Source organism: Pseudomonas sp. LF-5, from assembly GCF_037626295.1.
Lineage (GTDB): Bacteria > Pseudomonadota > Gammaproteobacteria > Pseudomonadales > Pseudomonadaceae > Aquipseudomonas > Aquipseudomonas monsensis.
In genome coordinates this window covers 166972-193463 of the sequence record NZ_JARKMT010000010.1, presented here as the reverse complement: position 1 = coordinate 193463, position 26492 = coordinate 166972, and the positions used below count along the sequence as shown (strand labels likewise).

The window sequence follows — 26492 nt, the reverse complement described above, 5'->3', positions numbered from 1 at the left end:
CCTCCGGATGACTATCTGTCATTGCCCCGAGGCGCTCCGGTGAGGGAAAATGCCCTCCTTTTTTCCGTTTCAATCTATTCACACCCAGGAGATCAGCGATGCCTAGCCGTCGTGAGCGTGCCAACGCCATTCGTGCCCTCAGCATGGATGCCGTGCAAAAAGCCAACAGCGGCCATCCCGGTGCCCCTATGGGTATGGCAGATATCGCCGAAGTGCTTTGGCGCGACTACCTCAAGCACAACCCGAGCAATCCATCGTTCGCCGACCGTGACCGCTTCGTGCTGTCCAACGGCCACGGCTCGATGTTGATCTACTCGCTGCTGCACCTGACCGGTTACGACCTGTCGATCGACGACCTCAAGCAGTTCCGTCAATTGCACAGCCGCACCCCGGGTCACCCGGAATTCGGCTACACCCCGGGCGTTGAAACCACCACCGGCCCGCTGGGCCAGGGTCTGGCCAACGCTGTCGGTTTCGCCCTGGCAGAAAAAGTCCTCGGCGCGCAGTTCAACCGTCCTGGCCACAACATCGTCGACCACCACACCTACGTGTTCCTGGGTGATGGCTGCATGATGGAAGGCATTTCCCACGAAGTCGCTTCCCTGGCCGGTACGCTGGGTCTGGGCAAGCTGATCGCCTTCTACGATGACAACGGTATCTCCATCGACGGCGAAGTCGAAGGCTGGTTCACCGATGACACCCCGAAGCGTTTTGAATCCTACAACTGGCAAGTGATCCGCAATGTTGACGGTCACGACCCGGAAGAGATCAAGACCGCCATCGAAACCGCGCGCAAGAGCCCGCTGCCGACCCTGATCTGCTGCAAGACCACCATCGGTTTCGGTTCGCCGAACAAGCAGGGTAAAGAAGACTGCCACGGCGCCCCACTGGGTGACGCGGAAATCGCCCTGACCCGTCAGGCGCTGAACTGGAACTACGGCCCGTTCGAAATCCCGGCCGACATTTATGCCGAGTGGGATGCCAAGGAAAAAGGTCGCGCCGCCGAAGCCGAGTGGGATCAGCGTTTCGCGGCCTACTCCGCTGCGTTCCCGACCGAAGCCAACGAGCTGATCCGTCGTCTGAGCGGTGAGCTGCCGGCTGACTTCGCTGAAAAAGCCTCGGCGTACATCGCTGAAGTCGCGGCCAAGGGCGAAACCATCGCCAGCCGTAAAGCCAGCCAGAACACCCTGAACGCGTTCGGCCCGCTGCTGCCGGAAATGCTTGGCGGTTCGGCTGACCTGGCCGGTTCCAACCTGACCCTGTGGAAAGGTTGCAAAGGCGTCAGCGCTGAAGATGCCAGCGGTAACTACATGTACTACGGCGTGCGCGAGTTCGGCATGACCGCGATCATGAACGGCGTGTCTCTGCACGGCGGCCTGGTGCCTTACGGCGCGACCTTCCTGATGTTCATGGAATACGCCCGCAACGCGGTGCGCATGTCGGCGCTGATGAAGAAGCGCGTGATCCATGTCTACACCCACGACTCCATCGGTCTGGGCGAAGACGGCCCGACGCACCAGCCGATCGAGCAACTGACCAGCCTGCGCACCACGCCGAACCTCGACACCTGGCGTCCAGCCGATGCCGTGGAATCGGCTGTGGCCTGGAAAAACGCTCTGGAGCGCAAGGACGGCCCGTCGGCGCTGATCTTCTCGCGTCAGAACCTGCAACACCAGGAACGTGATGCCGGCCAGATTGCCGACATCAGCCGCGGTGGCTACGTGCTGAAGGACTGCGCAGGCGAGCCTGAGCTGATCCTGATCGCCACGGGTTCGGAAGTCGGTCTGGCCGTTCAGGCCTTCGACAAACTGACCGAGCAAGGTCGCAAGGTGCGTGTGGTGTCCATGCCGTGCACCAGCGTGTTCGATGCTCAGGACGCTGGCTACAAGCAATCGGTGCTGCCGTTGCAGGTCAGCGCACGTATCGCGATCGAAGCGGCACACGCCGACTTCTGGTTCAAGTACGTAGGCCTGGAAGGTCGCGTGATCGGCATGACCACCTACGGTGAGTCGGCGCCGGCTTCGGCACTGTTCGAAGAGTTCGGTTTTACCCTGGAAAACATCCTGGGTCAGGCTGAAGAGCTGCTGGAAGACTAAGTCACAGCGCGGTGATCTAACGGTCACCGCAACTCCCTGTGGGAGCTGGCTTGCCAGCGATGGCGTCCGTTCAGTCAGCATTTATGTTGAAGCGAATGGCCCTATCGCTGGCAAGCCAGCTCCCACAAGGGATGTGTCGCAACTAAGCATTGTGTCTGCCCGCGTACTATCGAGAACCCCATGCCTCAACCGCGTCCCTACAAAGTTGCACTCAACGGCTACGGCCGGATTGGTCGTTGCGTCTTGCGTGCGTTGTTTGAGCGAGGCGAAAAAGCCGGGTTTGAAATTGTCGCAATCAACGATCTGGCGGACATGGCCAGCATCGAATACCTGACACGCTTCGACTCCACGCACGGCCGCTTTCCCGGCGAAGTGCGAGTAGATGGCGACTGTCTGCATATTAATGGCGACTGCGTGAAGGTTCTGCGCAGTGCCACCCCCGAAGGCATTGATTGGGCGTCGCTGGGCGTCGATCTGGTGCTCGAATGCTCCGGCGCTTACCACACCCGTGAAGACGGCCAGCGGTTCCTCGACGCCGGTGCGCCACGGGTATTGTTCTCGCAGCCGATGGCCAGCGAGGCGGATGTCGACGCCACCATCGTCTACGGCGTCAATCAGGACTGCCTGACCGGCGACGAACTGCTGGTGTCCAACGCCTCCTGCACCACCAACTGCGGCGTGCCGCTGTTGCGCTTGCTGGACAAGGCGATCGGCCTCGATTACGTGTCGATCACCACGATTCACTCGGCGATGAACGATCAACCAGTGATCGACGCCTATCACCACGAAGACCTGCGCCGCACCCGTTCGGCGTTCCAGTCGGTGATTCCGGTGTCCACCGGTCTGGCGCGTGGTATCGAGCGCCTGCTGCCGGAACTTGCCGGGCGAATTCAGGCCAAAGCCGTACGCGTGCCGACGGTCAACGTGTCCTGCCTCGACATCACGATGCAGACCGCCACGGCGACCGATGCCAATGAGGTCAACCGGATCCTGCGCGAAGCCGCCTCCAGCGGCCCGCTCAAAGGTCTGCTGGCTTACACCGAGCTTCCCCACGCAAGCTGTGATTTTAATCATGACCCACATTCGGCCATCGTCGATGCCAGTCAGACCCGTGTTTCCGGCCCCAGGCTGGTGAACATCCTGGCCTGGTTCGACAACGAGTGGGGGTTTGCCAACCGAATGCTGGACGTTGCAGAACACTATCTGCAAACAGCAACTTCAAAAAAACCGTAGGAAGTGCGACCCATGACCGTGTTGAAGATGTCCGACCTCGATCTGCAAGGTAAGCGCGTATTGATCCGCGAAGACCTCAACGTCCCAGTCAAGGACGGTGTTGTCACCAGCGATGCGCGTATCCTGGCTTCGCTGCCGACCATCAAGCTGGCCCTGGAAAAAGGTGCGGCCGTGATGGTCTGCTCGCACCTGGGCCGTCCGACCGAAGGCGAGTTCTCCGCCGAGAACAGCCTCAAGCCAGTCGCTGACTACCTGAGCAAGGCCTTGGGCCGTGAAGTGCCGCTGGTGGCCGATTATCTGGGCGGCGTTGACGTCAAGGCCGGCGACATCGTGCTGTTCGAAAACGTGCGCTTCAACAAGGGCGAGAAAAAGAACGCCGACGACCTGGCCCAGCAATACGCCGCCCTGTGCGACGTGTTCGTGATGGATGCCTTCGGCACCGCACACCGCGCCGAAGGTTCGACCCACGGCGTGGCCAAGTTCGCCAAGGTTGCCGCTGCCGGCCCGCTGCTGGCCGCTGAACTGGACGCACTGGGCAAGGCGCTGGGCGCACCGGCCAAGCCGATGGCGGCCATCGTTGCCGGCTCCAAGGTCTCGACCAAACTCGACGTACTCAACAGCCTGAGCCAGATCTGCGATCAACTGATCGTTGGCGGCGGCATCGCCAACACTTTCCTCGCAGCGGCCGGTCACCCGGTCGGCAAGTCGCTGTACGAACCGGATCTGCTCGACACCGCGCGCGCCATCGCTGCCAAGGTCAGCGTGCCACTGCCGGTTGACGTAGTCGTCGCCAAAGAATTCGCGGAAAGCGCCGAAGCGACCGTGAAGCTGATCGCTGATGTCGCGGCTGACGACATGATTCTGGACATCGGCCCGCAAACCGCGGCCAACTTCGCCGAACTGCTGAAGTCGTCGAAAACCATCCTGTGGAACGGCCCGGTCGGCGTGTTCGAATTCGACCAGTTCGGCAACGGCACCAAAGTGCTGGCCCAGGCCATCGCTGAAAGCTCGGCATTCTCCATCGCGGGCGGTGGCGACACTCTGGCGGCGATTGATAAATATGGCGTGGCTGAGCAAATCTCCTACATTTCCACCGGGGGGGGCGCGTTCCTCGAATTCGTCGAAGGCAAGGTGCTGCCGGCCGTTGAAGTCCTGGAAAGCCGGGCCAAGGCCTGAGGCCGCCCGTTTGGCCAGGCAAAGGAGTGTTTTCATGGTCAAGTCGTTAGCGCTGTTGTTGCTGACCGGTACGCTGGCGGCCTGCGGGAGTAACCCGAAGGCCGAGGCGACGCCTGCGCCGGGTGCGGCGCAGAAAGGCTGCTATCAGGCCGACTGGCAGGCCGAAACCAACCCGGTGCTGAACAAGCGCTCGGGGCCGGACGGTCTGGACAAATACGAGACGCAAACCCCGGCCAAGGAACATGGTTGTCCTTGACCGGTCTGACTCTATAACTCAGGGCTGGCGGCGTGCGCCTTCAGTCGAGGAACACGGATGAAAGGCTTGATCGCCATTGCGGCGTTGGCATTGTTGGGCGGTTGCGCGCAGATGAACCTGTTCCAGCCCTCCGCCCCGGCGGATAACTGGACCACCTGGACCTGCGACAGCCAGGCCAAAGTGCTGTGGCGCTACGCCGATGCCGGCCAGAAGGAAGTCGACGTTCGACTCGGCGGCGGTGATCAGGTCTATCGCCTGAAAGAAGAGCCGGGCGCCTCGGGTACGCTGTACAGCGACGGCATGCTGGCGTTTCACCTCAAGGGTGACGAAGGCCTGGTGTACTGGGTCGCCACCAATGACCTGATCGGCCGCGGCTGCAAGGCGCAGTAATTGACACACCACAGATCCAATGTGGAAACCGATCCAACTGTGGGAGCGAGCTTGCTCGCGAAAGCGGTGGATCAGCTTGCATCAATGTTGAATGCCAAGCCGCATTCGCGAGCAAGCTCGCTCCCACAGGTGTTCTGTGTCGTTCAGAAGACTTAGGTAACACCGAATCACCAGACCGGGCCTCGACCCCCGATCTGCAATCACTTGAATAGCCGCCGCCGCTCCGGCAGGCTGGCACGATTAACGACCCTCAACCGGGAGAGAGACACACAATGGCACTTATCAGCATGCGCCAGATGTTGGACCACGCAGCCGAGTTCGGCTACGGCGTTCCAGCCTTCAACGTCAACAACCTTGAGCAGATGCGCGCCATCATGGAAGCCGCTGACAAGACTGACTCCCCGGTGATCGTCCAGGCTTCGGCCGGCGCCCGCAAATACGCTGGTGCACCGTTCCTGCGTCACCTGATCCTGGCCGCGATCGAAGAATTCCCGCATATCCCGGTGTGCATGCACCAGGACCACGGGACCAGCCCTGACGTCTGCCAGCGCTCGATCCAGCTGGGCTTCAGCTCGGTGATGATGGACGGCTCGCTGGGCGAAGACGGCAAGACCCCGACCGACTACGACTACAACGTCCGCGTTACCCAACAAACCGTGGCCATGGCTCACGCCTGCGGCGTTTCGGTAGAAGGCGAGCTGGGCTGCCTGGGTTCGCTGGAAACCGGCATGGCCGGTGAAGAAGACGGCATCGGCGCCGAAGGTGTTCTGGATCACAGCCAAATGCTGACCGATCCGGAAGAAGCCGCTGATTTCGTAAAACGCACTCAGGTCGATGCCCTGGCAATCGCCATCGGCACCAGCCACGGCGCCTACAAGTTCACCAAGCCACCTACCGGCGACGTGCTGGCGATCGACCGTATCAAGGAAATCCACAAGCGCATCCCGAATACCCACCTGGTGATGCACGGTTCCTCGTCCGTGCCACAAGAGTGGCTGGCGATCATCAACCAGTACGGCGGCGACATCAAAGAAACCTACGGCGTACCGGTTGAAGAAATCGTCGAAGGCATCAAGTACGGCGTGCGCAAGGTCAACATCGACACCGACCTGCGTCTGGCGTCCACCGGTGCGATGCGTCGCCTGATGGCCACCAACCCGAGCGAATTCGACCCACGTAAGTTCTTCGGCGCCACCGTGACCGCAATGCGTGACGTGTGTATCGCTCGTTATGAAGCGTTCGGCACTGCCGGTAATGCTTCGAAGATCAAACCGATCTCGCTGGAAGCGATGTACCAGCGTTATCTGAAGGGTGAGTTGAACGCCAAGGTTAACTAAGCCTTTGGTTTCTCCTGTGTTATAAAAAACCCGCCGTGAGGCGGGTTTTTTGTGCGCTGTTGTTACCCTTTTGTGAAGTTCATATTGTAGGTTTTACCCACATTCGGCCCGCCTGATACAACCTTGACAGTACCGCTCAACTTATTGTCGTTGGCGTCGGCCGATTTCAAGCTGATGGTGAGTGAGCTGTCGCCATGTCCATATTCATCTCCATCTGAGGCCTTTGCTTTGGCTTGAAGATTAAAGGACCTTGAGTTCTTCGCGGTATAGCTTCCAGTGACGGTAAAGTTAAGCCCGTAATATTGCATTTTGCCGTTATTTAACTGTCCATTTTGTTGGCTTGGTTCGTCAAATGTAAGCGTGGCGCAATTGCTTTCGCCTGTATCAGAGACTGTACCTTGGTAAGTAGGCATTATGTTCACCATTCGTTCGCGATATTTAAGGCTCGGGCTACACGTCAGTCCGAAGTTCATTTTTTTCGTATCACGTTGATCAGGTTAAGTTGATGGCATTTTTTTGTAACCTGATAGAAGTGACAGTTTCTTATATCAATTCGCAATGCTTTGATCGGGGGATTAATAAAGTCGGTATAAGGTGTGGGCCAAAAAAGGCACAGATTTATTATTGTCATCTTCGATTTTGCGTAAGCGTGCGCGCTATTTCGCAGGTCGCCTTCTAGAGTGCTGAGAAATCCGAATCCCGCGATGTTCTCAATGTCTTCTGTGAAACGCGAACTGCCCGTCAAATGCCCGCGTTGAGGCGTCCCTCTTATCAACTGTAATTCGGAAGGTGGCGTGCGGCTTTCCCACAGGATGCCCGAGCGTCCTTCGCGCTTATTGCGATAACGCGTCACGCGGACTGCCAAGCCTTTCATCAGCGGTCCAAACGCGGAAGTTGAACTCTATATTCCATAGGCCGGATCGTGCGGTGGCTAATTCGAATTCGATATTGATACCTGTCAGGTTTGACAGTGGTCGTTTTTATTTTTTGCGCACAGGCTTGGGTTCAACTTGGTAATGGAGGACTGACTCATGAGCGAAAATTTAAGTTTTTTAATATGTACTAAGGCTGAGGCGGGTTATTCGTATTTGATTTGTTACACCTGTTATTTCTGATAGTGGTCAATGCTGAAAAGCTACGTGATTATATGAACTCATTCACGAGAGGGTTTCGAGATGGAAAAGTATGTGTTTGATCCGCAAGATGGGTTCCTGCAGAACGCGCAGGGTGAACAATACGCACCTAATCAGAATCCAAATATGGGAAAAGTCCCAATGACAGCGCCAGTGTTGGATAGGCAATTCAACAAATGGCACCATGCACCTGGAAATAGTTGCACTTATGGGTGTAGTGGAGGTTGGAGCGCCTCGGCAGACAGTCTTATTGAGTAAATTAAACAGCGCTTATGGGCGTCCCACTTTTTTGTTGGATTTTCCCTGAAGAAACCCGCCTTGTGGCGGGTTTCTTCGTGGAGGGCTAGTGCTCCAACTCCACATGATCGAGTGCCTGATTCACCGCCAGTTCCCCCAGCATGACTACTTGTGCAATGCCCAGTGCAGTCTTGCGGTGCGAGGTATCGAGCGTTGCGGCGAAGTTGTTGAGCATTTCGCTGGCGGAGCCCAGGGTTTCGCTGGCGTTGGCCAGCAGGGATTCGGTGTTGTACTTCGGGTTGGCGAGGTACATGGGGTCGGGTTTATGCGTGCTCGCCATGATGAGGGCGGCGGGGTTGAGGTAATGGTCAAGGGCGCGTTCGGCGGCGTCGCTGAGTTTTTTTGAGTCGAGGGATTCGTAAGGGGAGGCCGGGTCGGTGACCGGCGGGTGAGGCGTTGATTTAGTCATTTGCTCGAAACCTGATTGGAGTGCTCCCGCTCTGGCTACTAATCAAAGTGGAGGCAACTGTACGCAGGTTAGTAGACCGGGGTTTCGAGCAAGCCGGCGCACCCGGAGGTGCCCTGCGCACAGCTGCCATCGAGCGCAGGAATCGAAATCCCTGACTGACAGATGCTTGTGCACAACGCTTGAAACCTCGGGCTACTAAACCCGATCACTGGAAATCAGTGACGCGAATCAAGTTACCGACGGCCCGCCAGGCGCACAAGCCGGCGGATTCTGGCGTACCCGTAGGCATCGACGCAAGCTGTTGTAGGCATCCGGAAGTAACCGCAGGAGTCTTTAAACAAAGGTGTTTAAGTGGCGCAGGCGTGGGCCTTGTGGCGAGGGGATTTATCCCCGATGGACTGCGCAGCAGGCCCCAGCTTTCAGTGCAGAGCGGGGGCCGCTGCGCGACCCAACGGGGATAAATCCCCTCGCCACAGGTTTTTTACCAGACCCCGAGCATCGGGGGGGCAGTGCTAGTCATGCTGTTATTTGTCGTGGTCGATATCCAGTTTGCTGAAGGTCACCTGGCCACCTTCGCTGGTGTAGCCCGTGTTGTCCTGCACATACACGCCGGCCTTGAAGTACAGCGGCTTGTTGCGCCACGTGGCGCTGATTTGTGAATCCCACTGGTAACCCGCCGCACTCACACCCAGTGCGCCGCCGGGGCTCAAGTGGATGAGGTAGTTGAATTCGTTGTTCAGTTTGATCCCGGTGGCCAGGGTGATAACGCGGCTTTCGTCGTCATCGGGGTGCATGCGCACCTTGATCACCAGGTTGCCGGTCGCGGTTTTGGTCTTGTACTGGTATTCGAGTTTGACCATCGGCTTCTGGCTTTCGTAGGCGTGGATCTGGCCAATGACGATCTTGCCGGAACTGGGGACCTTGTTCACCGCGAGGGTGGCGCGCAGCAGGTTGTCGGCGTCGGGGTAGTACCAGTTGCGCAAGGTGCCGTTGCTGAAGGTTTCGCGCAGTTCGGTGCGCGGGTAGATGGCGTTTTCGGTTTTTGACCCGGTGACCGGTGACCAGAAAAACAAGGTGCCGGTGTCGGAATGGAAGTATTGATCTTTGAAGCCGTTCACCAGTTTGGAGGTTTCGACGGTGTATGGCGGGCTGCCAACGGGAACGCTGAGGTTCCAGGTTGCGAGATCGATCATGTCGGTTCTTCCACTCGGTTCATCCTGTACGCGGGTGCCAGAAGCTCTAGCTCGCGCCTTTTGGGGCGGCCTTTATAAGCGTAGAGAGATTTTTTGTTAATGCCCGCTTGGCGGATGATTGACGTCAACATCCTGTCGAAATGCCATCTCTGCCGGTTTCCGGGGGCTTCAGCGGTGACCGTTAGTCGGCAAACTCACGCTTTGGTTAAATGATGGCTTGATGACAGCTTCTGCTTTTTCGGATCCACGACTAGAGTGAAGGCTCGATGTGTGTACGGTTTTACCGGAATCGCCCTGAAGTCCCGACAAGAGAAGCAGCATGGAATGCGCGCAACCCCCGCCAGGTGAAGGCAGCTCTGTCCTTTTGATCGTTGATGATTACCCTGAAAACCTGATCAGCATGCGCGCGTTGCTGCAACGTCAGGATTGGCACGTCATCACCGCAGCCTCCGGTTTCGAAGCGCTCAATCTGTTGCTCACTCACGATGTCGATCTGGTGCTGCTGGACGTGCAGATGCCGGGCATGGACGGCTTTGAAGTGGCGCGGTTGATGCGTGGCAGCCAGCGCACGCGCCTCACGCCGATTATTTTCCTGACCGCCAATGAACAATCCCAGGACGCCGTGATCAAGGGCTATGCCAGTGGTGCGGTGGATTACCTGTTCAAACCCTTCGACCCGCAGATCCTCAAGCCGAAAGTGCAGGCGTTGCTGGAACACCAGCGCAATCGCCGGGCCTTGCAGCGTTTATCCCATGATCTGGAAGTGGCCCGGGCCTTCAATGCGTCGGTGCTGGACAACGCGGCCGAAGGCATTCTGGTGCTCGGCGAGGATGGCTTGATCCGCTTCGCCAACCCGGCGATTTCACGGTTGCTCAATGCGCCGGTGAAGGAGCTGGAGGGTAAGGAATTTCTCGATTACCTGCAGAAACCGCACATTCCGTTGTGGGCCGATTCTGAATTCAAGGGCAGCTACAAACGCGGCGAAACCCTGCGCCTGCATGACGCTTTGCTGCGTACTGCTCCGGGCCAGCAGGTGCCGGTGGCGCTGTCCTGTGCGCCGTTACCCGCCGAACAGCAGGCGATGGTGGTCACGGTGCTGGATATGTCGGTGGTGCGTCACCTGCATCAGCAGCTGGAATTTCAGGCCGTCACCGATCCATTGACCGGGTTGCTCAATCGTCGCGGCTTTTATCAGACGGTGGAAAACCTGTTGTTGCGTGGCGAACGCAATGACAGCAGTTGGGTGTTGCTGTACCTGGACCTCGACGGTTTCAAACGCGTCAATGACTCGCTCGGGCATGATGCCGGTGACCGCGTACTGCGCTGGGTGTCCGAGCAATTGAAGGCGTGTTTGCGCCCGTTCGATATTCTTGCGCGCATGGGCGGCGATGAGTTCACGGCGCTGCTGGATCTGGAGTTTCCCGAGCAGGCGGCGAAGATTGCCGAGAAACTCATCGAGCGTGTGTCGATCTGTCAGCAAATCGAAGGGCTGGATATCGCCCTCGGCGCCAGTATCGGCATCGCCACTTATCCCGATTGCGGATCGAATCTGGATGGCTTGCTGCGTGCCTCCGACATAGCCATGTACGAAGCCAAGCGCGCCGGACGTCAGCAATATCGTTTTTACGATCACGAAATGAACGGGCGGGCCCGCTCACGACTGATGCTCGAAGAAAGCGTGCGCAGCGCCATCGAGAACCGCGACTTCAATCTGGTCTATCAGCCGCAAGTGGCGATCGACACCGGGCAGATTCGTGGCTTCGAGGCGCTATTGCGCTGGCAGCACCCGAGCGTCGGCGATGTGCCACCGGGCCTGTTCCTGCCGTTGCTGGAGGAGGCGCGGCTGATCAGCCGCCTCGGCAGCTGGATTTACCATCGTGGCGCCGGCCAGCGCAAAGCCTGGGAAACCCTGTTCGCCGAAGATCTGGTCCTGGGGGTGAGTTTGAGCAATACCCAGTTCAGCCTGCCGAATCTGGTCACCGAGTTGCGTCAGGTCATGGAGCGACATGCCTTGCAGCCGCGGCAGCTGGAGGTCGAGGTGACCGAAGAAGCCTTGATGCAAAACCCCGATGAAACCCGCAAGCAACTGCGCCTGCTGCGTAATCTCGGGGTGCGTGTGGCACTCGATGACTTCGGCTCCGGACCCTGTTCGCTGGCGCATCTGCGTGATCTGGAACTGGATACGCTCAAGCTCGACCGCCATCTGATTGCGCGCTTGCCGGACTCCCAGCGCGATGCGTCGCTGGTCAGTACGGTGATCAATCTGTGCAAACAATACGGTTTGCTGGTGATCGCCGAGGGGGTCGAAACCATTGAGCAGTACCAATGGCTGCAAGCTCATGGCTGCGAATACGTGCAGGGTTTTCTTGTGGCACGGCCATTGATCGCCGAAGACGCCGCCAGTTTCGCCGAGCCCTTCGACTGGAGCGCGCTGCCCGGTTGAATTCGCTACACTGGCGCACCTTTTTGCGAACCGTGTCGCCCGTCATGACTGTGTTGAAGTACCTCCAGGCCTATCCCGCGCCATTGCAGGACCAGGTGCGCCAACTGATTGCCGAAGGGCGTCTGGGCGATTATCTGAGCCAACGCTATCCGGGGCGCCACGATGTGCAGAGCGACAAAGCGTTGTACAGCTACGCGCTGGACCTGAAGCAGGAATACCTGCGCAACGCGCCCGCTATCGACAAGGTGCTGTTCGATAACCGCCTCGACCTGACTCACCGCGCCCTCGGCCTGCACACCACGGTGTCGCGGGTGCAGGGCGGCAAGCTCAAGGCGAAGAAAGAGATCCGTATCGCCTCGCTGTTCAAGGACGCCGCGCCGGACTTCCTGAAAATGATCGTGGTGCACGAACTGGCGCACTTCAAGGAATCGGATCACAACAAGGCGTTCTATAAATTGTGCGAGCACATGCTGCCGGGGTATCACCAGGTCGAGTTCGATCTGCGGGTGTATCTGACGTGGCGGGATATGCAGGCTTAACAGTACGCAACCAGGAAGGTGTGGATGGACGTCAGCAAGACCAAAAGCAGTTTCTACCGCCGCTTGTACGTGGCGTACCTGATCGACAGCGGTCTGGCGCCGAGTGTGCCGACACTGACCGAAGTGACTGGCATGCCCCGGCGCACGGCGCAGGACACGATTGCCGCGCTGGCGGATCTGGATATCGTCTGTGAATTCGAGCAGGAGGAGGGCGCGCGAAATCACGCCGGGCGCTATCGGATTCGTGAGTGGGGGGCGATTGATCGCGGGTGGATCGAGCGTAATTTGCGGCAGATCAAGGCTGTTCTGGAGTATCCCTGAAAAAAGCCCCTCACCCTAGCCCTCTCCCGGAGGGAGAGGGGACCGAATGGGGGATATTGGAGAGGTACACCGACCTGAAATTGTCGCTGTGAATCCATAATCGACGCGGTTTTCAGGTCGATGTCTGACGCAAGACAATAAGGTCAATCCCCTCTCCCGGAGGGAGAGGGCTAGGGTGAGGGTTGTTCAGGAACGACGCATCCCGATATGCGGAATGTCATCCTCCAGATACTCCTCACCCGCCACCACAAAGCCGTACTTGCCGTAATACCCCTGCAAATGTGCCTGTGCCGACAGGTAGATCGGCACCTGTGGCCAATGCTTCTCGGCCTGTTTCAGCGCCTGTTCCATCATTTCGTGGCCGAGCCCTTTGCCGCGCCCCTGCGGCGCCGTGACCACGCGGCCGATCACCACGTCACCGCCCTGGGATTCCGGGTCCAGCAGGCGCAGGTACGCCATCAACTGATCATTGTCCCAACCCATCAAATGGTAGGTGTCGCCCTCCAGATCCTGACCATCGAGATCCGGATACGCACATTTCTGTTCGACCACGAACACTTCCGAGCGCAATTTCAGAAGCGCGTACAGCTGCTCTTTACCCAGGTCGCTGTGATGTTTGCAGATCCACTCGATAGTCATTTGCCGATTCCTTGAACGTGTCGCCCGATACTAAGCGCACGCGCCAAAGATGTCTGTATGGCGTAAGAGTCTGTGACAAAGGTCAAAATGCCATCATTCCTTTCTCGCAGCCTTGTCTTCTTTGTGTAATCTGCTGGTGAGCGCTGTGCACTGGCTTCAATGAGCTAATGTTAGGGCCTGGGTTTCGCCGGTACGGGGCCTTGGGGTTTTGACTGAAAAACACGTCGGGCAGCCCGCCCGCTAAGGATTTTCAAGCATGCCGCGACTGCATCGAGCCGTTGCTCTGGTCGGATTGCTCTTGCTGGGCCAGAGCGCTGCAGCGGAAAAGCTGCGGCTGGTGTTTGATATCTGGCCACCCTTTACGGATGACACGCTGGTCAACGGCGGTCTGGCCACCGACATTGTCAGCACCGCGCTGGCCCGGGCCGGTTATGCCAGCGACTATGAACAAGTGCCGTGGGCGCGGGCATTGCTGGGCGTGGGCGAAGGGCGTTACGACGTGCTGGTCAACGCCTGGTACAACGACGAGCGCACCAAACTCGGCCAGTTCTCCGGTGAGTATCTGCTCAACCGTATCCGCTTTCTCAAACGCAAAGACACGCCGCTCGACTACAACAATCTGCAGCAACTGCACACGTATCCGATTGCGGTGGTGCGTGGTTACGCCTATTCGGCGCCGTTCGACGCCGATACGGCGCTGCAGAAAGTCCCTGTGCATAACTTCGCCATGGCCGTGCGCATGCTCGCGGCGGATCGGGTCAAACTGACGCTGGAAGACGAGTACGTCGCGCGCTATTACCTGGCCCGCGAATCACCGAAAGTGCGCAACGCCTTGGAGTTTCTGCCCAAGCCGTTGAGCGAGAACAGCCTGCATATTCTGGTGAGCCTGAAGAATCCGCAGCATGAGCAGATTGTGGCCGGGTTTGATAAGGCGATTGCGGCGATGAAGGCGGATGGCAGTTATGACAAGTTGCTGCGTCAGCATGGGATGTGAGAATCCAGGAATCGTGGTGCCTGTGCTGACGCCTTCGCGAGCAAGCTCGCTCCCACAGTGGTTAAGGTTGACCACAAAACGGTGGTTCACCAATTAACCTTGTGGGAGCGAGCTTGCTCGCGAAAGGGCCCGCCCGGCCACCTCAAACCTCGCTGGTGTCCTTGATCAGGTGCGCCGCCAACGTCCGTAACGGCCCCAGCTGCCGGCAGATCAGCGCCAGTTGCGTCTGCACCAGTCGCTGTCCTTCATCAATCTCGTCCGGCATCTGCTCCAGCTCATTGGCCAGCGCTTCTTCTTCATCGCTTTGAATCGCCACTGGTTGCTTGTTCGCCAATCCCTGGGCGATTTCATCAATGCTGGCGGCCAGCTTCACCCCGGCGCCGTCGATCAGGTGTTCACGCACTTCCGCCGGTAGCTGAGTCTCGCGATGCGCACCCAGCCCTGACAAATAACTGAGCAAGGTGTGCGACAGCACCAGAAAACGGAAGCCAACGTCTGCTTCCTTACGGAAATGCCCCGGCTCCATCAGCATGTTTGCCAGCGTGGTCGACAGTGCCGCGTCGGCGTTGTGCGCGTTGCGTCGGGCCAGGCGATAGGCGAGGTCGTCGCTTTTGCCGGCGGCGTATTGCTGCATGATCTGGCGCAGATAGATGCTGTTGCAGGTCAGGGTGTTGGCCAGCACCTTGTTCAGGCGTCGACCCTGCCAGTCCGGGAGGAACAGGAACACCGTCAGGCCGGCGATCAGGCTGCCGAGCAAGGTATCGAACAGCCTCGGCAGGAACAGCCCGTAGCCGTCGCCAACCTGGTTGAAGCAGAACAGCACCATGATGGTGATTGCGGCGGTCGCCAGGGTGTAGCGGGTGGTGCGGTTGATAAAGAACACCACCCCGGCGGCAATCGCGAAGCACGACTGCACCAGCGGGCTGGGGAACAGATCGAACAGTGCCCACGCCACGGTCAGGCCGATGGCGGTGCCGAGAATCCGCTGCCCGAGTTTGCGTCGCGTCGCGCCGTAGTTTGGCTGGCAGACGAACAGCGTGGTGAGGATGATCCAGTAGCCTTGCGACGGGTGAATCAGGTGCACCATGCCGTAGCCGATACTCAACGCCAGTGGCAGGCGCAGGGCGTGGCGGAACAGCAAAGAGGTCGGCGTCAGTTGCGTGCGCAGGCGCACCCACACGTCCTTGAGGTTGCGTGGCGAGCGGTCGAGCAGGCTGCTGTCGGTCGCATCGGCCAGGGCATCCGGGTTGCTCGCATCGCTGAGCAAGCGGTCGAGGGTGCCGAGGTTGGCCGCCAGTGCGCGCAGCGAACGCAGCAGGCCGCGCCACGCCGGGTTGCTCTGGATACGCAGGTGTTCAAGGGAGGCGTCGAGGTCGCTGAGGGCTTCGGCGAAGCTGGCATCGTAGATGAACGGCTGGCGCATCTGGATCGACTCGGCCAGGGCCCGGCAGGCTTTGCCCTGCTGGCGCAGCAGGCGCTGGCAGCGGAACAGCACGTCGCTGTGGAAGAACGCTTCGGCCAGCGCGTTGTACGGATAGTGCGAAGAACTGGCGCGTTCGTGGATGTCCTGGGCGAGGAAGTACAGCTTGAGGTAGCGGCTGACTTTCGAACCCGGACGACCGTTGCCGACCCGGTGCAGGATGATTTCCTTGGCGCTGTTCAGTGCTGCCACGACGCGACCGTTTTGCTGTGCCAGTTCCAGGCGCCGGGCTTCGACGTCCATCTGCCGGATTGGCTCGAACAGCGATGATTTCAGCTTCAGGTAAAAGCCCAGTTCGCGGAACAGCCGCGCCAGACTCTGCTGCACCGGCTGGTTGGAAAACATCGCCTGCCACAGTACCGAGAGCAAGCCGTACCACGCGGCACCGGCCACCAGCAGCATCGGTTCGTGCCAGAAATCGGTGACTGCGCCGCCGCGCTGATCGACGCCGATCATCGTGTATACGGACAGAATCAACGTCGCCGAAGCAATCGCGCCATAGCGCTCGCCGAGGGCGCCGAGCATGGTCATGCCGAAGCTGGCCAAGGCCAGGGCGATGGCAAATACGACGGGGTAGGGGAAGAGCAATTCCACCGACAGCGCGGCGATGCTGAAACACACCAGCGTCACCGCCAGGGCGTTGAGGCGGCCCTGCCAACTGTCGTCGGTCTCGGCCAGGGCGCTGGCGATGATCCCCAGGAACAACGGGATCAGCAGGCCCATTTCATCCTGATACCAACACAGCGCCATGCTGCCGGTCAGGGCGATGAACACCCGCACGCTGTAGCTGAATTTATCCAGCGCCCACAGGCGCCGCAAAGACTGACGAAACGAGGTCGAGGACATGAAGTGCGAAGGCCTTCCGAGGCGATGCCGCTAAATTGAGCCAGTAATGACGCCGACGCAATGGCGCCGAGCACATCTGACAGCAAAAAGTGTTCCTTACTGCTTTTATGACGAACTCAAATTCATGGCTGGCATACAACCCTGTGGGAGCTGGCTTGCCAGCGATAGCGGTCGAACATTCAACACTTGTGTTGGATCTGCCGGCCTCATCGCTGGCAAGCCAGCTCCCACAGGGATTGCGTTTCAAATTTGAGAATGGGATCAGGCGTACTGCGCGGCCGCGTAACCCGAGGCCCAGGCCCACTGGAAGTTGAAGCCGCCCAGGTGGCCGGTGACGTCGAGCACTTCGCCGATGAAATACAGGCCAGGGCTTTTCAGTGATTCCATGGTCTTGGACGACACTTCGCGGGTGTCGACGCCGCCCAGCGTGACCTCGGCCGTGCGATAGCCTTCGGTGCCGGCCGGCACGACTTTCCAGCTGCCCAGCTTGTCGGCGATCTGCGCCAGTTCGGCGTGGGTGTACTGTTTCATCGGTTTGGAGACGAACCAGTTGTCCGCCAGCAGGTTGGCCATCTTCTTGGTGAAGATCTCGCCGAGCAGGGTTTTCAGTTCGCTGTTCGGGCGTTCGGCCACTTGCTGTTGCAGCCACGCGGCCGTGTCGTGGTCCGGCAGCAGATTGATCTCCACGGTGTCACCCGGCTCCCAGAACGACGAGATTTGCAGAATCGCCGGGCCGCTGAGGCCACGGTGGGTGAACAGGATGTTCTCGCGAAAGCTCTGGTCGTTGCAGCTGACCAGGCAATCCACCGATGTGCCGGACAGCTCGGTGCACAGTTCCTTGAGCTGATCGGTGATGGTGAACGGCACCAGCCCGGCACGGGTCGGCAGCAGTTCATGGCCGAACTGTTTGGCCACCTGATACCCGAAACCGGTGGCGCCCAGTGTCGGGATCGACAGTCCGCCGGTGGCGATCACCAGCGACTGGCACTGCAACTGGCCGAGGGTGGTGTCGAGCAGGTAACCGTTTTCGACCTTCTCGATGGTCTGGATCGAGGTGTCCAGGTGCAGCTCGACGCCGACCTGATCGCACTCGTCGAGCAGCATGCCGAGGATGTCGCTGGATTTGTTATCGCAGAACAGCTGGCCGAGTTTTTTCTCGTGGTACGGCACACCGTGCTTGCCGACCATGCCGATGAAATCCCACTGGGTGTAACGCGCCAGTGCGGATTTGCAGAAATGCGGGTTGTGCGAGAGGAAATTGCCCGGTTCGGTGTACATGTTGGTGAAATTGCAGCGGCCACCGCCGGACATCAGGATTTTCTTGCCGGCCTTGTTCGCATGATCGAGCAGCAACACTTCACGCCCACGCCCGGCGGCGGTCAGTGCACACATCAACCCTGCGGCGCCAGCGCCAATGATCACGACTTCGGTAGAGCGCAAAACGGTGTCCTCACACAAATTTCAAAATCACCGGCGGCCCATGTGGGAGCGGGCTTGCCCGCGATGAGGCCTGCACATTCAACATGGATGTTGTCTGTCAGTCCGTCATCGCGGGCAAGCCCGCTCCCACAGGGACCTTCCTCGGATGGAAGATCGTTTACAAAACACGCACGCGCAGCGAACGGCCCTTGATCTTGCCGTTGTTCAAACGCTGCAGCGCCTGCATGACCACGGTGCGCTCAACCGCCACATACGACTGGAAGTCGAAGATCGCGATCTTGCCGACCTGGGCGCCCGGGATGCCGGCGTCGCCGGTCAGCGCGCCGAGGATGTCGCCCGGACGCACTTTGTCTTTACGGCCGCCGGCGATGCACAGGGTGCTCATCGGTGGCTGCAATGGCGCGCCGCCCTGGGACTTGAGGTTGTCCACCTGATCCCAGTTCAGCGGGGCTTTCTGCAGCTGTTCGATAGCTTGCGCGCGATGGGCTTCGGACGGTGCAACGAGGCTGACCGCGATGCCTTTCTCGCCAGCGCGACCGGTACGGCCAACGCGGTGAATATGGATTTCCGAGTCGCGGGCCAGCTCGACGTTGATCACCATGTCCAGCGCGTCGATGTCCAGGCCACGGGCGGCGACGTCGGTGGCGACCAGAACCGAGGTGCTGCGGTTGGCGAACATCGCCAGCACCTGATCGCGGTCACGCTGTTCCAGGTCGCCATGCAGGCCGACGGCAGAAATGCCTTTGGCGGTCAGGTGATCGACGGTTTCCTGCACCTGCTGCTTGGTAAAGCAGAACGCCACGCAGGAGGCTGGGCGGAAGTGGTGCAGGACTTTGGTCACCGCGCTCATGCGTTCTTCCGGAGAAATCTCGTAGAAGCGCTGTTCGATCTGCGTGTCGTCGTGGAACGCTTCGGCTTTCACCGTTTGCGGATCACGCATGAATTTCGACGCCAGTTGCTTGATGCCCACCGGGTACGTGGCGGAGAACAGCAGGGTCTGCCGGCGCGACGGGGTCTGTTCGATGATGTCTTCGATGGCGTCGTAGAAACCCATGTCGAGCATGCGGTCGGCTTCGTCGAGGATCAGCGTGTTCAGGCCGTCGAGCACCAGCGAACCCTTGCGCAGGTGTTGCTGGATACGCCCCGGGGTGCCGACGATGATGTGCGCGCCGTGCTCCAGCGAAGCGATCTGCGGGCCGAACGACACGCCGCCGCACAGGGTCAGGACCTTGATGTTGTCTTCGGCGCGGGCCAGACGTCGGACTTCCTTGGCGACCTGGTCGGCCAGCTCACGGGTCGGGCAGATCACCAGTGCCTGGCAACCGAAGTAACGCGGGTTGATCGGGTTGAGCAGGCCAATGCCGAACGCGGCGGTCTTGCCGCTGCCGGTCTTGGCCTGGGCGATCAGGTCCATCCCCTTGAGGATCACCGGCAAGCTCTGCGCCTGGATCGGCGTCATCTGGGCATAACCGAGGGATTCGAGGTTAGCCAGCATGGCGGCGGACAGCGGCAGAGTATTAAAAGCGGTGGCGATGGTGGTCACGGGACTGGCCTGCAAAACAAAATGTCGCGCAGTGTAGCAGCCCCGTGCCACTTTCTTCGAAAGTTCTGGACGAACAGTGTGCAATGCACATCAAACCCAGTGGCGAACAGCATTCCTTGTGGCGAGGGGATTTATCCCCGCTGGGGTGCGCAGCAGCCCCCGAAAAGGCAGAACTCAATCTGCCTGAAGCACTGAGGCGGCAGGTATTGGGGCTGCTGCGCAACCCAACGGGGATAAATCCCCTCGCCACAAAAGCCCTGCATCACACATCAGTGTTCGATGTGTTCTTCCGGACGCTTGGCCCGCCGGCCGTCTTCTTTCGACAGTTGCGAGAAAATCGTCGCGGCGAGCATCGCCATGATCCCGACGGTGACGAAGGTCAGCTGGAACGCGCCGAGCACGGTTTCCACGCCATCGTTGCCGATCTCTGCCGTAAAGCCACCGAGCAACGCACCGGCGCACGCCACCCCCAGACTCAACGACAATTGCGCCACCACCGACAGCAAACTGTTGCCGCTGCTGGCGCTGGCGTCGTCGAGGTCGATCAGGGTCACGGTGTTCATTGCAGTGAATTGCAGCGAGTTGATCGCGCCAAGCACGGCCAGCAGGCACAGCAGCAGCCAGTACGGCGTCTGCTCGCTGACCAGGCCCATGCTCGCCAGCATGATCCCCAGTGCCAGGGTGTTGCCGGTGAGCACGATGCGGTAGCCGAGGCGTTCGATCAGCGGGCGTGCCATCCACTTGGCAAACATCGCCGCCGCGGCCAGCGGCAACATGCTCATCCCGGCCTGGGACGGCGAATAACCCAGCGCCACTTGCAGCAGCAACGGCACCAGAAACGGCAGGGCACCGCTGCCCAGTCGGGCGAACAGGTTGCCGAGAATGCCGACGGCAAAGGTGCGGGTCTTGAACAGCGACGGGGCGAACAGCGGATTTTCCACGTGCCCGGCGCGCAGCCAGTACGCCGCCAGACAGGCCAGACCGGCGAACAGCAGCAGCATCACCCGCAAGTGCGGCAGGTGCAATTCGCCAAGGCCTTCCATGGCGATGGTGATGAGGATCATCGCCGCGCCGAACAGCAGGAAACCGAGACTATCAAACCGTGTGCGCTCGCTGCCGCGCAGGTCGGGAATGAACTTCCACACCGCGTAACAACCGATGACGCCGACCGGCAGGTTGATCAGGAAGATCCAGTGCCACGTCAGGTACTGCACCATCCAGCCGCCCATGGTCGGTCCGATCAACGGGCCGAGCAGGCCGGGAATGGTGATGAAGCCCATGATCCGCACCAGTTCCGAGCGTGGATAGGCGCGCAGCACCACCAGGCGTCCGACCGGCAGCATCAGCGCACCGCCCAGGCCCTGAATGACCCGCGCGCCAATCAGCATGCTCAGGCTGCTCGACAGCGCGCAGAGCAGCGAGCCGAAACTGAATAGCAGAATCGCGCCGAAGAAGATCTTCTTGGTGCCGAAGCGGTCGGCGATCCAGCCTGAGGCCGGTATCAGCAGGGCCACGGTGAGCATGTAGGCGATGATCACGCCTTGCATGCGCAAGGGGTCTTCGGCCAGATCCCGAGCCATGGCCGGCAGGGCGGTGTTGAGGATGGTCCCGTCGAGGGACTGCATGAAGAATGCAATGGCGACGACCCACGGCAACCAGCGTGCGGTGATGGCGTCGAGAGGCGGGCGGTTGGGCATGGAACCTCTTGTTGGTGTTATCCGAAATTTCTGTTCTGACTGAAACCCTGTGGCGAGGGGATTTATCCCCGTTGGGGTGCGCAGCGCCCCCTATATCCCCCACCTCGGTGAATCAGGTGGATCGCAACCCACCTTCTCAGGGCCGCTGCGCGACCCAACGGGGATAAATCCCCTCGCCACAGGGCCTTGTACTCAAGCCCCTGTGTATTGGGGAATAGCGTGTTTACAGGGTTAGGGTCAGGCGGCTGACCAGCGCCCCCGGCAGCAACGCCGACGAAGTATTGCGCTGGCTGTACGTACTCGCCGACAGCAACAACTCACGCTCGGCGGTCAACGCTTCCAGCTGCGAACCCAGCAGGCTGTAGGCGCTGTCGTCGAAACGCATGGTGCTGACCGGCGCCTGGATCTCGCCGTTCTCGACCCAGAAGGTGGCAAACCGGGTCATGCCGGTCAAGCGCGCCGCTGGTTGATCGGAGAAGTTCAGGTACCACAGGTTGCTGATGTACAGCCCGGTGCCCAACTGCTTGAGAATCTCTGCCTGCGACAGGTTCCCCGCCGCCATGTTCAGCGCACTCGGTGATTCGCCGCCGCTGGCGCCATTGGCGGTCAGGCCGTATTCCGCCGCACTGCGCGAGCCGACCAGCTGATCGCCCGCCTTGCCGTCGACGATCAGCCGCAAATCACTGCGCGGATAACCCTCGCCGGAAAACGCCGGGCTCAACGATTCGCTGACTTTCTCGTCCAGCGACACCAGCGGACTGAACGTCTGATCGCCGACATACAGTTTTTGCAGCGGACTGCTTTTGCTGGCAATCGACTGCGCCGAGAAACCGCCCCAGCTCAACATGCCCATGATTTCTTCCAGCGCCGCCGGTGCCAGATACGCGCGGTACTGCCCCGGCGCCAGCGTGCGCAACGGGCGGCCGAGAAATGCCAGTTGCTCGCGGGCCTGCTGGAAGCGTCTGGCGAACCCTTCGCTGCTCCAGTCATGCCCGGCGTAGCTGGCCTTCACCGCTTCGCCATTGTCGTGAAACAGGCTGAAATCGAAGTTGAAACTGTTGGCCTGGTGCCAGCCGAACGCCCCCGAGGAACTGGCGAAACCGCGGCTGATGGGACCGGCGGCGTAGAAGCCGACCAGATCCAGACCTTCAGCGGCGGTGCAGATTTCCTCGACCACCTGCTCGGTGTCCGGTAGCGGATGTTCCTGCACGTTCTCGCTTTGCCAACCGTTGTGGTTGAGCAACAGGTACGGATCCTGCGGCAGCAACGGCAACGTTTCGCGCAATTGATGCAGGCCCTCGGCGAGGCGTTGCAGGTCGGCTTCCTGATCGCCGGACAGGGTGATTTGCAGATCGGCGTGGCGGCCATCGTTGATCAGCTTCAGGACGATATTGGCCTGCTGCACTTGCCCGGCCTGACGCACCTTGGCGTGATTGAAACGCACGAATGCCGAGGACTCGGCGGCGAAGCTGAGGGTGAATTGTTCCGGCTCGCGCACGCTGTCGCGCAGCCAATTGACCATGACCTTGAAGGCGTCGGACTGACTCTTCGAAATGTTCATCAGGCGTCTCCCCCAAACACATCAACGTTGCTGAATACGCAGGCCGGCGAAGCGTGGCCGACGCGAATCACCTGGTTCGGTTCACCCTTGCCGCAGTTCGGTGTGCCCAGCACCTTGACGGTGTTGGCATCGCCGACGGCGCGCAGGCTCTTCCAGAAATGCGCGGAAATCGCCCGGTAGTTCGGGTTTTTCACCACGCCTTTGAGTTCGCCGTTTTCGATCAACTGACCCCACTCGCAGCCGAACTGGAATTTGTTGCGCGCATCGTCGATCGACCAGGAGCGGTTGGTGCTCATCAGGATGCCGTGCTCGATGCCTTCGATCAGTTTGTTCAGTGGCTGATCGCCCGGCTCGATATTGAGGTTGGCCATGCGGTCGATCGGCGGGCGGTTCCAGCCGCAGGCGCGGCTGTTGGCGACGCCGTCGAGACCGGCGCGAAATTGCGACAGTGCACCGCCCAGAGGACGCAGCAGCAAACCATCGCGAATCAGGAACTGTTTGCTTGCCGCCGTGCCGTCGTCGTCATGGCCGTAGCTGGCGAGTTCTTCGGGAATGCCCGGATCGAAGGTCACGTTAAGTAATTTCGAACCGTATTGCAGGCTGCCGAAGTCGCTGGTTTTGACGAAACTGGTGCCGGCGTAGTTGCGCTCGTCACCGAGGATGCGGTCCAGCTCCAGCGGGTGACCGATGGACTCGTGGATCTGCAGCATCATCTGATCCGGCATCAGCAGCAGGTCGCGCGGGCCTTGCGGAGTGTTCGGCGCGAGCAGCAGTTGCAGGGCCTGATCCGCCACTTGTGGGCCGGCGCCGACCAGACCGCAACGGCTGATCACATCGGCGCCACCCTGCTGGCCGAAGTTCTCGCGGCCGAGGCTGCGGGTCTGGCTGTCGTTGCCGTCGTAGGCAGTGACATCGAGGCTCGGGTAGACGAAGCGCTGGGCCTGGCGCAATTCGGCACCGGCGCTGCTCAGGTAGATCTGCTCGACATGGGTAATGCCGATGCTCACTTGCCAGTTCACCAGGCGCTCATCCTTGGGCACCGAGGCGGATTCCGCGCCGAGCAGCTCGAAGCATTCGCTCAGGGAAGGGAAGGGCTGTTCGAGATTGGGCGAGAAGTAGTCGGCGCGGTCGCTCGACACCGGCTGATCGCGCAGGTCGAGCAAGGCGTGGGGCTTGAGCCGCCGGGCCTGTTGCTCGGCGCGTTCAAGGGCGGCTTGCAGGCCTTGCTGCGACAGGTCGTTGGTGGCGGCATAGGCCTCGACCCCGTTGACGCGCACGGTGAGCATCGCGCCTTCGTCGCGGCTCAGGCTCGGCGGCTCGGCGACGTTCTTGCGCACCGACAGGTATTGGCCGGACTCGCGTACATACCGCAGGGAAAAGAACTCGGCGCCCGTGCGCAAGGCAGCGAAGCGCTGCTTGAGCTGGGGGTGGAAATCGAACATTCGGGAACCTCCTTGTTATGGAGTTGCGGGGTGCAGCGATTCGGCGGGGAGGGGTGAAACGATTGCGCGAGGTCTAGAGTAGGCCTGCGTGGGGGTAGGATCAAGTGAAGAGGGGGTGTAGGGGGATTTACTGTGCAGCGGGGGGATTTGTGCTGAATGGCCAGGCCTCATCGCTGGCAAGCCAGGCTCCCACAGGTTTTTGGTGAACACAATTTCTGTGAACGACACAAAACCCTGTGGGAGCTGGCTTGCCAGCGATCAGCCGTGACGCGGTATTACGACTTACTGAGCAACAGGCGTGATATCACGCATCGGCTTGCCCTTCACCGGCGCACCGCCCGCCACGTAGTAGGCAGCGTTGCTGCGCGGCAGTGGTTTGCGGCCACGGATCTTGTCGGCGATTTTCTCGGCCATCATGATCGTCGGCGCGTTGAGGTTGCCGGTGGTAATGATCGGCATGATCGAGGCATCGACCACACGCAGGCTCTGCATGCCGTGCACGCGACCTTCGCCATCCACGACGGCCATGTCGTCGGTGCCCATCTTGCACGAGCAGGACGGGTGGAACGCGGTTTCGGCGTGCTCGCGGATGAACTTGTCGAGCTGCTCATCGGTTTGCACGTCGATGCCCGGGCTGATTTCGCGACCACGGAAGGCGTCCAGTGCCGGCTGCTGCATGATTTCGCGGGTCAGGCGGATGCCGTCACGGAATTCCTGCCAGTCCTGCTCGGTGGCCATGTAGTTGAACAGGATGCTCGGGTGCTGGCGCGGATCCTTGGATTTGACCTGGATGCGACCACGGCTCGGCGAACGCATGGAACCCATGTGAGCCTGGAAACCGTGCTCTTTCACACCGTTGCTGCCGTTGTAGTTAATCGCCACCGGCAGGAAGTGGTACTGGATGTTCGGCCATTCGAACTCTTCGCGAGTACGGATGAAACCGCCGGCTTCGAACTGGTTGCTGGCGCCGATGCCGGTGCCGTTGAACAGCCACTCGGCACCGATGGCCGGCTGGTTGTACCAGAGCAGCGACGGGTACAGCGAAACCGGTTGAGTGCAAGCGTATTGCAGGTACAGCTCAAGGTGATCCTGCAGGTTTTCACCGACGCCTGGCAGGTCATGAACGACCGGGATGTCGAGGCTTTCCAGCAGTTTTGCCGGGCCGACGCCGGAACGCTGCAGAATCTGCGGCGAAGCGATGGCGCCGGAGCACAGCAGGACTTCCTTGCGTGCTTTGACTTCAACGCGCTCTTCAGCCGAACCGACCAGGTAACGCACGCCGACCGCACGCTTGCCTTCGAACAGGATCTTGTCGGTCAGGGCGTGGGTGACGATGGTCAGGGTCGAACGCTTCTTGGCGACGTCGAGGTAGCCACGGGCGGTGGAAGCACGACGGCCGTTCGGCGTCACGGTGCGGTCCATCGGGCCGAAGCCTTCCTGCTGGTAGCCGTTCAAGTCTTCGGTGCGCGGGTAACCGGCCTGCACGCCGGCTTCGACCATGGCGTGGAACAGCGGGTTGTTGCCGGCCTTCGGCGTGGTCACGCTGACCGGACCGTCGCCACCGTGGTAGTCGTTCGGGCCGATGTCGCGGGTTTCCGCTTTGCGGAAGTACGGCAGGCAGTCGAGGTACGACCAGTCTTCCAGGCCTGGCAGTTTCGCCCAGCCGTCGTAGTCCATCGCGTTGCCACGGATGTAGCACATGCCGTTGATCAGCGAGGAGCCGCCGAGGCCTTTGCCGCGACCGCATTCCATCCGGCGACCGTCCATGTGTGGCTCTGGATCGGTTTCGTAAGCCCAGTTGTAGCGACGACCCTGCAGCGGAAACGCCAGGGCAGCCGGCATTTGCGTGCGGAAGTCGAAACGATAGTCCGGGCCGCCGGCTTCGAGCAGCAGAACGGTGACGCCAGCGTCTTCAGTCAGGCGGGTCGCCAGGGTGTTACCGGCCGAGCCGGCACCGATGATGATGTAGTCGAATTCTTGGGACATTGAATGCACCCTCTTTGATGTTGGTCAGGTGTACTGTGACC

General features: G+C 60.2%; 22 protein-coding genes. 10 read left to right on the top strand and 12 right to left on the bottom strand.

Annotated elements, in window-relative coordinates; genetic code table 11:
- Window positions 1-98: 98 nt before the first annotated feature.
- The 6 genes from tkt (at window position 99) to fba (ending at window position 6488) form a co-directional block, all read left to right on the top strand.
- Window positions 99-2096, top strand: a complete 1998-nt coding sequence (tkt, locus tag PseuLF5_RS23445) for a transketolase (protein ID WP_123469471.1) — start codon at window positions 99-101, stop codon at window positions 2094-2096.
- Window positions 2097-2276: 180 nt separating this feature from the next.
- Window positions 2277-3329 (top strand): erythrose-4-phosphate dehydrogenase, encoded by a 1053-nt coding sequence (epd, locus tag PseuLF5_RS23440; RefSeq protein WP_123469467.1) that lies wholly within the window; start codon window positions 2277-2279, stop codon window positions 3327-3329.
- Between the two features lie 12 nt (window positions 3330-3341).
- Window positions 3342-4505, top strand: coding sequence for a phosphoglycerate kinase (locus PseuLF5_RS23435; RefSeq protein ID WP_123469465.1), 1164 nt, complete (start codon window positions 3342-3344; stop codon window positions 4503-4505).
- Window positions 4506-4539: 34 nt separating this feature from the next.
- Window positions 4540-4761: a hypothetical protein gene (locus PseuLF5_RS23430; RefSeq protein ID WP_025109191.1), complete on the top strand. Its 222-nt coding sequence runs from the start codon at window positions 4540-4542 to the stop codon at window positions 4759-4761.
- A gap of 57 nt (window positions 4762-4818) precedes the next feature.
- Complete coding sequence (locus PseuLF5_RS23425) at window positions 4819-5151, top strand: MliC family protein (RefSeq protein ID WP_123469463.1); 333 nt, start codon at window positions 4819-4821, stop codon at window positions 5149-5151.
- Between the two features lie 272 nt (window positions 5152-5423).
- The gene (fba, locus tag PseuLF5_RS23420) at window positions 5424-6488 is read left to right on the top strand and encodes a class II fructose-bisphosphate aldolase (protein WP_007913760.1); all 1065 of its coding nucleotides are present in this window, start codon (window positions 5424-5426) and stop codon (window positions 6486-6488) included.
- 62 nt (window positions 6489-6550) lie between these two features.
- On the opposite strand, the gene PseuLF5_RS23415 is transcribed toward fba, so the two are convergent.
- From PseuLF5_RS23415 to PseuLF5_RS23400, 4 genes are all read right to left on the bottom strand, one after another.
- Window positions 6551-6901: a hypothetical protein gene (locus PseuLF5_RS23415; RefSeq protein ID WP_123469461.1), complete on the bottom strand. Its 351-nt coding sequence runs from the start codon at window positions 6899-6901 to the stop codon at window positions 6551-6553.
- 56 nt (window positions 6902-6957) lie between these two features.
- Window positions 6958-7362: a hypothetical protein gene (locus PseuLF5_RS28350; protein ID WP_445262426.1), complete on the bottom strand. Its 405-nt coding sequence runs from the start codon at window positions 7360-7362 to the stop codon at window positions 6958-6960.
- A gap of 602 nt (window positions 7363-7964) precedes the next feature.
- Window positions 7965-8327 (bottom strand): DUF6124 family protein, encoded by a 363-nt coding sequence (locus PseuLF5_RS23405; RefSeq protein ID WP_186748650.1) that lies wholly within the window; start codon window positions 8325-8327, stop codon window positions 7965-7967.
- 524 nt (window positions 8328-8851) lie between these two features.
- Window positions 8852-9520: a polysaccharide lyase family 7 protein gene (locus tag PseuLF5_RS23400; RefSeq protein ID WP_123469457.1), complete on the bottom strand. Its 669-nt coding sequence runs from the start codon at window positions 9518-9520 to the stop codon at window positions 8852-8854.
- A gap of 319 nt (window positions 9521-9839) precedes the next feature.
- On the opposite strand from PseuLF5_RS23400, the gene PseuLF5_RS23395 reads away from it, so the two are divergent.
- Genes PseuLF5_RS23395 through PseuLF5_RS23385 form a run of 3 tightly spaced genes read left to right on the top strand, consistent with a single transcriptional unit; the run spans window position 9840 to window position 12823 of the window.
- Window positions 9840-11963, top strand: coding sequence for a putative bifunctional diguanylate cyclase/phosphodiesterase (locus tag PseuLF5_RS23395; protein ID WP_123469455.1), 2124 nt, complete (start codon window positions 9840-9842; stop codon window positions 11961-11963).
- 44 nt (window positions 11964-12007) lie between these two features.
- Window positions 12008-12502, top strand: a complete 495-nt coding sequence (locus PseuLF5_RS23390; RefSeq protein ID WP_123469453.1) for a M48 metallopeptidase family protein — start codon at window positions 12008-12010, stop codon at window positions 12500-12502.
- A 24-nt stretch (window positions 12503-12526) separates the two neighbouring features.
- Complete coding sequence (locus PseuLF5_RS23385; RefSeq protein WP_007913779.1) at window positions 12527-12823, top strand: winged helix-turn-helix domain-containing protein; 297 nt, start codon at window positions 12527-12529, stop codon at window positions 12821-12823.
- 186 nt (window positions 12824-13009) lie between these two features.
- Here the strand turns inward: PseuLF5_RS23385 and PseuLF5_RS23380 are convergent, their stop codons facing one another.
- The gene (locus tag PseuLF5_RS23380; protein ID WP_340134823.1) at window positions 13010-13462 is read right to left on the bottom strand and encodes a GNAT family N-acetyltransferase; all 453 of its coding nucleotides are present in this window, start codon (window positions 13460-13462) and stop codon (window positions 13010-13012) included.
- A gap of 256 nt (window positions 13463-13718) precedes the next feature.
- Here PseuLF5_RS23380 and PseuLF5_RS23375 point away from each other — a divergent pair, with 256 nt between their 5' ends.
- Window positions 13719-14456, top strand: a complete 738-nt coding sequence (locus tag PseuLF5_RS23375) for a substrate-binding periplasmic protein (protein ID WP_128616480.1) — start codon at window positions 13719-13721, stop codon at window positions 14454-14456.
- Between the two features lie 142 nt (window positions 14457-14598).
- Here the strand turns inward: PseuLF5_RS23375 and yccS are convergent, their stop codons facing one another.
- The 7 genes from yccS to betA form a co-directional block, all read right to left on the bottom strand.
- A complete protein-coding gene (yccS, locus tag PseuLF5_RS23370; protein WP_340134822.1) occupies window positions 14599-16782 on the bottom strand; it encodes a YccS family putative transporter in 2184 nt (727 codons plus the stop codon).
- Window positions 16783-17043: 261 nt separating this feature from the next.
- Window positions 17044-18222: an NAD(P)/FAD-dependent oxidoreductase gene (locus tag PseuLF5_RS23365; RefSeq protein WP_128616481.1), complete on the bottom strand. Its 1179-nt coding sequence runs from the start codon at window positions 18220-18222 to the stop codon at window positions 17044-17046.
- A 157-nt stretch (window positions 18223-18379) separates the two neighbouring features.
- Entirely contained in the window at window positions 18380-19717 is a 1338-nt protein-coding gene (dbpA, locus tag PseuLF5_RS23360) for an ATP-dependent RNA helicase DbpA (RefSeq protein ID WP_230679399.1), read from the bottom strand.
- A 317-nt stretch (window positions 19718-20034) separates the two neighbouring features.
- Window positions 20035-21462 (bottom strand): multidrug transporter subunit MdtD, encoded by a 1428-nt coding sequence (mdtD, locus tag PseuLF5_RS23355; RefSeq protein ID WP_123469443.1) that lies wholly within the window; start codon window positions 21460-21462, stop codon window positions 20035-20037.
- Window positions 21463-21685: 223 nt separating this feature from the next.
- Window positions 21686-23023 carry a TldD/PmbA family protein gene (locus PseuLF5_RS23350; RefSeq protein WP_340134821.1) on the bottom strand — a complete coding sequence of 446 codons (1338 nt, stop codon included), beginning with the start codon at window positions 23021-23023 and terminating at the stop codon, window positions 21686-21688.
- Window positions 23023-24465 (bottom strand): TldD/PmbA family protein, encoded by a 1443-nt coding sequence (locus PseuLF5_RS23345; protein ID WP_123469439.1) that lies wholly within the window; start codon window positions 24463-24465, stop codon window positions 23023-23025. The genes PseuLF5_RS23350 and PseuLF5_RS23345 overlap by 1 nt, the downstream gene beginning before the upstream one ends.
- 282 nt (window positions 24466-24747) lie before the next feature.
- Window positions 24748-26451 carry a choline dehydrogenase gene (gene betA / locus PseuLF5_RS23340; protein ID WP_123469437.1) on the bottom strand — a complete coding sequence of 568 codons (1704 nt, stop codon included), beginning with the start codon at window positions 26449-26451 and terminating at the stop codon, window positions 24748-24750.
- Between the last annotated feature and the right edge of the window lie 41 nt (window positions 26452-26492).

Bases quoted from the DNA above. Each gene is read 5' to 3' on its own strand.
- betA (WP_123469437.1), bottom strand. From the start codon at position 26,451: ATGTCCCAAGAATTCGACTACATCATCATCGGTGCCGGCTCGGCCGGT.
- PseuLF5_RS23395 (WP_123469455.1), top strand. From the start codon at position 9,840: ATGGAATGCGCGCAACCCCCGCCAGGTGAAGGCAGCTCTGTCCTTTTG.
- PseuLF5_RS23415 (WP_123469461.1), bottom strand. From the start codon at position 6,901: ATGCCTACTTACCAAGGTACAGTCTCTGATACAGGCGAAAGCAATTGC.
- PseuLF5_RS23385 (WP_007913779.1), top strand. From the start codon at position 12,527: ATGGACGTCAGCAAGACCAAAAGCAGTTTCTACCGCCGCTTGTACGTG.
- PseuLF5_RS23435 (WP_123469465.1), top strand. From the start codon at position 3,342: ATGACCGTGTTGAAGATGTCCGACCTCGATCTGCAAGGTAAGCGCGTA.
- mdtD (WP_123469443.1), bottom strand. From the start codon at position 21,462: ATGCCCAACCGCCCGCCTCTCGACGCCATCACCGCACGCTGGTTGCCG.
- PseuLF5_RS23400 (WP_123469457.1), bottom strand. From the start codon at position 9,520: ATGATCGATCTCGCAACCTGGAACCTCAGCGTTCCCGTTGGCAGCCCG.
- PseuLF5_RS23350 (WP_340134821.1), bottom strand. From the start codon at position 23,023: ATGAACATTTCGAAGAGTCAGTCCGACGCCTTCAAGGTCATGGTCAAT.
- PseuLF5_RS23375 (WP_128616480.1), top strand. From the start codon at position 13,719: ATGCCGCGACTGCATCGAGCCGTTGCTCTGGTCGGATTGCTCTTGCTG.
- epd (WP_123469467.1), top strand. From the start codon at position 2,277: ATGCCTCAACCGCGTCCCTACAAAGTTGCACTCAACGGCTACGGCCGG.
- tkt (WP_123469471.1), top strand. From the start codon at position 99: ATGCCTAGCCGTCGTGAGCGTGCCAACGCCATTCGTGCCCTCAGCATG.
- PseuLF5_RS23390 (WP_123469453.1), top strand. From the start codon at position 12,008: ATGACTGTGTTGAAGTACCTCCAGGCCTATCCCGCGCCATTGCAGGAC.
- PseuLF5_RS23430 (WP_025109191.1), top strand. From the start codon at position 4,540: ATGGTCAAGTCGTTAGCGCTGTTGTTGCTGACCGGTACGCTGGCGGCC.
- PseuLF5_RS28350 (WP_445262426.1), bottom strand. From the start codon at position 7,362: ATGAAAGGCTTGGCAGTCCGCGTGACGCGTTATCGCAATAAGCGCGAA.
- PseuLF5_RS23405 (WP_186748650.1), bottom strand. From the start codon at position 8,327: ATGACTAAATCAACGCCTCACCCGCCGGTCACCGACCCGGCCTCCCCT.
- PseuLF5_RS23345 (WP_123469439.1), bottom strand. From the start codon at position 24,465: ATGTTCGATTTCCACCCCCAGCTCAAGCAGCGCTTCGCTGCCTTGCGC.
- PseuLF5_RS23380 (WP_340134823.1), bottom strand. From the start codon at position 13,462: ATGACTATCGAGTGGATCTGCAAACATCACAGCGACCTGGGTAAAGAG.
- yccS (WP_340134822.1), bottom strand. From the start codon at position 16,782: ATGTCCTCGACCTCGTTTCGTCAGTCTTTGCGGCGCCTGTGGGCGCTG.
- PseuLF5_RS23425 (WP_123469463.1), top strand. From the start codon at position 4,819: ATGAAAGGCTTGATCGCCATTGCGGCGTTGGCATTGTTGGGCGGTTGC.
- fba (WP_007913760.1), top strand. From the start codon at position 5,424: ATGGCACTTATCAGCATGCGCCAGATGTTGGACCACGCAGCCGAGTTC.
- dbpA (WP_230679399.1), bottom strand. From the start codon at position 19,717: ATGCTGGCTAACCTCGAATCCCTCGGTTATGCCCAGATGACGCCGATC.